This window comes from Alcanivorax sp. S6407, assembly GCF_023016115.1.
GTDB lineage: Bacteria > Pseudomonadota > Gammaproteobacteria > Pseudomonadales > Alcanivoracaceae > Alcanivorax.
Genome location: NZ_JALKBH010000017.1, coordinates 1 through 3,121, shown reverse-complemented (window position 1 = coordinate 3,121; position 3,121 = coordinate 1). Strand labels below are relative to the sequence as shown.

Below are 3,121 nucleotides of genomic sequence, written 5' to 3'. Positions count from 1 at the left end.
ATCAAGGGATTTGATCTGCTGGCCCTCGTGGTCAACAACGTGAAATTCAAGGATGGGGAACAAGTACAGGATCAGTCAGACAGGAACGCCGCCTGAGCCCGTACACCAGATTTGACAATAACTCGCAACTGTGGGACTATCAGGCTTCAGGTTTCCACATAACAACAATGATGGTCCGTCCATGACCCCCGATCACACCTATTATGGCGGTCTGCTGCTATTGGCCCTGCTTATACTGCTCGAATGGTGGCGCCACCCGACCCGCTATCGGGCTGGCGATACCACCACCAACCTGGTGATGTATGCCGGCTACCTGCTGATCGGTCTGGTCTGGCTGGATATCCTGTTCCGCATTTACTACAGCGTCTGGCAGTACCGACTGTTCGACTTTGGTCCCTGGTGGCTCGACCCTGCCAGCGGCCGCTTCTGGGTACTGTGGGGCGCACTGTTTGTGCTTGAGGACTTCTGCTTTTACTGGTTCCATCGCGGCAGCCACAAGCTGGCGTTTTTCTGGGCCGCCCATGTTACCCATCACTCATCGAACCTTTTCAACCTGAGCACCGCCCTGAGGCAAAGCTGGTTCCCATTTATCACCTTCTTTTTCTGGTTGCCTTTGCCACTCATCGGCTTCGACCCGCTGATGGTGATCACCATGCAACTGATCAACCTCGCCTACCAGGCCTTCCTGCATTCGGAAACCGATCCCTGGCCGCGATCCTTCGGTCGGCTTTTCAATACACCGACCCATCACCGTATTCATCATGCCAGCAACGCGGATATTGTTGACCGCAACTTTGGCGGCACACTGATTATCTGGGACCGGTTGTTCGGCACCTTCGCCAGCACAGACCAGACGATTCAGTATGGTGTGCGGCCGGCCCCCGGCAGGCGCAATCCGCTGTGGCTGCAAATTCATGGCTGGGTTGAACTGGCCCGCCGCCTGTTACCCAAACGGAGCACCGGACAATGACTCTTCGCCCTGCCCTGACAAGCCTGGTTCCCGGCCTTTTCCTGGTCGCTGCCTCCACCAGTTTTGCCGGCTGGGCGGAAATGCAGATTGAGCGCACCGTGCGCAATATCGCCGCAGTGCAAAGCTACCACGGTGTACTGGAACAGCAGGGACTATACGGCGACGACATGGTGAAAAGCGAAATCTGGTTCCAACGCCCGCATGACTTCCACAGTCACACCTCGGCGCCGGCCAGCCTCGCCGGCAGCGTCACCCGCTATACGGGCGACACCCTGATGGCTTGGCTGCCAACGCTGGATATCGCCGTGATCATTCGCAATCTGCCCGCCGCACCAGCGGAACAGGAAGCCAAGCGCATTGAGGATGCCTGGCGCGAAAATACCAGGCGCTACTTCTATGCACTTGGCAATGTCAGCAAGGTGGCTGGCCACGATGCCATCGAGCTGAAACAGAAAGCCCGCAACCCCGACGACCTGATCCAGCATTCGCGCACCCAGGTACTTGATCAGTACAGCTTTCCACTGGCGGGCGACATTAGCCTGCACGGCGGCGACGGGTTCAGCTACCGTTACCAGCACATCGAGTTCAACCAGCCGATTACACTGCCCGAAGCTCCAACGCTGCCGGCCTCCGCCATGCAGATCGAGTGGGATCTGGACTGGCCGGATGCGAGCGGCGACGCGGTCACTGCACGGCTGCCCGCCATCGGCAAGCTGCCCGACGCCCTGCTTGGCCTGCCGCTGCAACGACGCCTGATTCATCCTGGCGCGCTGCCTGCCGTGGCCGGCTACTACTCCGACGGCAACTACTTTGTCCTGCTCACAGCGGCCCGTGACTTTGGCCTGCCCAACCCGGCACCTTATGGATTGGACGTCACGCTGGGCAAGGACAAGCCAGCCCTGCTTGTGCTGACACCGCTGATCAATACCTGGAGCTTCGCCAGTAGCGGCGTCGCCTGGACGGTTACCTCCAACCAGCATCCGGAACTGATATACAGCGCCCTGCGAAATAAGCCCGGCTGTGCCAGCCTCTGCTGAGTTGCCATCACTGCGATCGGGAAACAGGGACGCTCATCTTACAAAATCAAAAGGACCAGACTCTTGCGAACCTGATCGAAGGGTACGCGACTACGATAGTCCGATGGATACGCTGAGCCTTACGCGGCATCAAGCACTGTTTGATACATATCTCGCAAAAAAGGACAAACTGACAAATCCGGAAGAGTCCGTATAGCCGGAAGTAAAGCGCTCCTACGGCTTGTGCACCACCGGCAAATGCAGCCCCCAACGAATAGCCACCAGCCTGATACCAACCACAACCAGTATCCCGCCGGGGAACGCGTAACTCTCCGGCACGCCTAGCTGCTTCATGCCGAGATAAGCGAGCACGCCGGCAATCGCGGCCGTGGCGTAAATTTCCTGGCGCAGGATCAGCGGCACCTTGGCGGTAATCACATCACGAATCACGCCACCGGTAACGCCGGTCATGGTGCCCATCAGCACCACAATCAACGGTGAGCTGTTGGCCGCTTCGGCGTACTGGGCTCCGGACAGCGCAAACAGGCCAAGGCCAAACGCATCCGCCACTTGCAGGCTGATGCCCGGTGGCTGGCGCAGTCGCAGGTAAAGCACGGTAGCGATAGTGGCAGCAAGAATAACGACCAGGTACCAGGTATCGGTGATCCAGAAAATCGGGTGACGATCGAGCAGCAAGTCACGCAACGTTCCGCCACCGATCGCTGTGATCGCGGCAACCACGAGCACACCGAGCAAATCAAGGTCCCGGTCGCGTGCCGCCAGTACACCACTGACAGCAAACACGGCAACGCCAGCAAGATCAAGATAATAGAGCAGCATGGGACACTCCGCAGACAGGGCGTCGTTGCCTGGCACCGTTGGCATCGCTTCGTACGCCGCCCGTGCGTCACACTGCCATTACTGACAGTGTGCGCCGCAACAGGCAGAATGGTCAGCATACTGACAAACACGCGACAGGAGAATCCTATGAGCCAGCCCAAGGTTCTCGCCGAGTTATGGTCATTTCTGGTGTACGGGGAGATAGAAGGATGGCGTATCCTGTTGATTGATTCCGGCAAGAATCACAACCAACAGAGAATGATACGCCATGACCCAGTCTACCCTGAGAGCGCTT

Annotated in this window: 3 protein-coding genes; 2 read left to right on the top strand and 1 reads right to left on the bottom strand. The window is 58.2% G+C overall.

Annotation, left to right across the window (positions count from 1 at the left end; all coding sequences use genetic code 11):
- Window positions 1–181: 181 nt before the first annotated feature.
- On the top strand, window positions 182–970 hold the full coding sequence (locus MWU49_RS17640; RefSeq protein ID WP_155137840.1) for a sterol desaturase family protein: 789 nt from the start codon (window positions 182–184) through the stop codon (window positions 968–970).
- Window positions 967–2,007, top strand: coding sequence for a hypothetical protein (locus MWU49_RS17635; RefSeq protein WP_155137843.1), 1,041 nt, complete (start codon window positions 967–969; stop codon window positions 2,005–2,007). Before MWU49_RS17640 ends, MWU49_RS17635 begins: the two co-directional genes overlap by 4 nt.
- Window positions 2,008–2,220: 213 nt before the next feature.
- On the opposite strand, the gene MWU49_RS17630 is transcribed toward MWU49_RS17635, so the two are convergent.
- Window positions 2,221–2,826 carry a trimeric intracellular cation channel family protein gene (locus tag MWU49_RS17630; protein WP_155137846.1) on the bottom strand — a complete coding sequence of 202 codons (606 nt, stop codon included), beginning with the start codon at window positions 2,824–2,826 and terminating at the stop codon, window positions 2,221–2,223.
- Between the last annotated feature and the right edge of the window lie 295 nt (window positions 2,827–3,121).